Raw genomic sequence first — 1808 nt, 5'->3', positions numbered from 1 at the left:
AGCTCGGCAGGGGCGCCGAGTTGGGCGCCGGCGCCGGGTTCCGGCAGCAGCAGCACCTGGTCGGCGTACTGGACGACGCGCTCCAGGCGGTGCTCGGCCATGAGCACGGTCGTGCCGAGGTCGTGCACCAGCCGCTGGAGTACCGCGAGGACTTCCTCGGCCGCTCCGGGATCGAGCGCCGATGTCGGTTCGTCCAGGACCAGCACCTTCGGATGGGGGGTGAGCACCGAGCCGATGGCGACGCGCTGTTGCTGGCCCCCGGAGAGCGTCGCGATGGGACGCTCTCGCAGCTCGTTGAGGCCCAGCAGGTCGAGCGTCTCCTCGACGCGGCGCCGCATCGTGGCGGGGGGCAGGCCCAACGACTCCATGCCGTAGGCGAGTTCGTCCTCGACGGTGTCGGTGACGAAGTGCGCGAGCGGGTCCTGGCCCACGGTGCCGACGACGTCGGCCAGCTCACGCGGTTTGTGCGTACGGGTGTCGCGGCCTGCGACGGTGACGCGGCCTTTCAGGGTGCCGCCGGTGAAGTGCGGTACGAGCCCGGAGACGGTACCCAGGAGAGTCGACTTGCCGACGCCGGAAGGGCCGACCAGCAGGCACAGCTCGCCTTCGGGGACCTCCAGGTCCAGCCCCTGCACAGCGGTCACGGCGGGCGCGGTGACCGTCGCCTCGTAGCGGACCGACACCTGCTCGAAGCGGATCACTGGGCGGGCTCCTCGGATGCGGACGCGGACGCGGACGCGGTTGGCTGTGCGGTTGTCGTTGTCGCTGCTGTCGCCATTGCGGCGGACGCGGACTCCGGAGAGCGTGCGCGGGACGTGGCCGGCACCGGCGCCACGAAGGCCGGCAGGAGACCGACGAACAGAGCGGCCGCCGGCCACAGCGGAAGCCCCGGCAACGTCAGTGGCACGGCAGGGGGTTGCAACGCCTCCGGGAAGCTGCTGCTCGCCGCCACCATCGCCGCACCGACAGCTGCCCCGGACCCCGAGACCAGCCACGCGCGAACCCCCCAGCCCTCCGGCCGGTAGCGGGTGCGGATGCAGCGCCGACCGCCCAACCGCAGCCCCGCCGCCGCGAGTACGACGCCGCCCAGCATCAACGGCACGCCGTAGACGGCTCCTTGTGCGGCGAGCAGCGCGTACGAACCGGCGCAGACGCCGAGCAGCCCGCCGAGCGTGAGGAGAGTGGTGGTACGCCGCACGGCGAGGGGCACCTCCGCGCTGCGCCCGTACCCTCGGGCGTCCATGGCGGCGGCCAGCGCGACCGAACGCTCCAACGCGCCCTCCAGCACCGGCAGTCCGACCTGAAGCAGCGCCCGTACGCCCTTGTCCGCACGCCCGCGCAACCGCCGTGCGGCCCGCAGCCGCTGGACGTCGGCGACCAGGTTGGGCGCGAAGGTCATCGCGACGACGACGGCGACACCGGCCTCGTAGAGCGCCCCGGGAAGGGACTTCAGCAGCCGGGCGGGGTTGGCCAGGGCGTTCGCCGCGCCCACGCAGATGAGCAGCGTGGCCAGCCTCAGCCCGTCGTAGAGCGCGAACACCAGCCCCTCGACCGTGACACGGCCGCCGATGCGCACGCCTTGGGCCCAGTCGGGCAGCGGCACTTCGGGGAGGGTCAGCAGGACGGTGCTGCCGGGGATGGGGGAGCCCAGGAAGAAGGCGAAGACGAGGCGGATGACGAGCACCACGAGGCCGAGCTTGAGGAACGCGCCGTACGAGCGTGCCCAGGGCGCGTCCGTGCGGCGGGCGGCGACGACGTAACCCGCCACCGCGCACACCAGCATGAGCAGCAGCGGGTTCGTCGTGCGT

The 1808-nt window shown here is 72.8% G+C and carries 2 protein-coding genes; both read right to left on the bottom strand.

Going from position 1 to position 1808, the window contains the following annotated elements:
- On the bottom strand, positions 1-701 hold a 701-nt coding region (locus tag H5J26_RS30650; protein ID WP_181769205.1), incomplete at its 3' end, for an ABC transporter ATP-binding protein.
- Positions 698-1808 (bottom strand): CbiQ family ECF transporter T component (locus H5J26_RS30645; RefSeq protein WP_181769204.1); only part of this gene is annotated, 1111 nt, incomplete at its 5' end. The genes H5J26_RS30645 and H5J26_RS30650, both read right to left, overlap by 4 nt.

Origin of the sequence: Streptomyces albidus (ex Kaewkla and Franco 2022), from assembly GCF_013870515.1 — a bacterium.
GTDB classification, from domain to species: Bacteria; Actinomycetota; Actinomycetes; order Streptomycetales; family Streptomycetaceae; genus Streptomyces; species Streptomyces albidus.
Note: the sequence above shows the minus strand (reverse complement) of the source record. Positions and strands in the feature narration are given on the sequence as shown.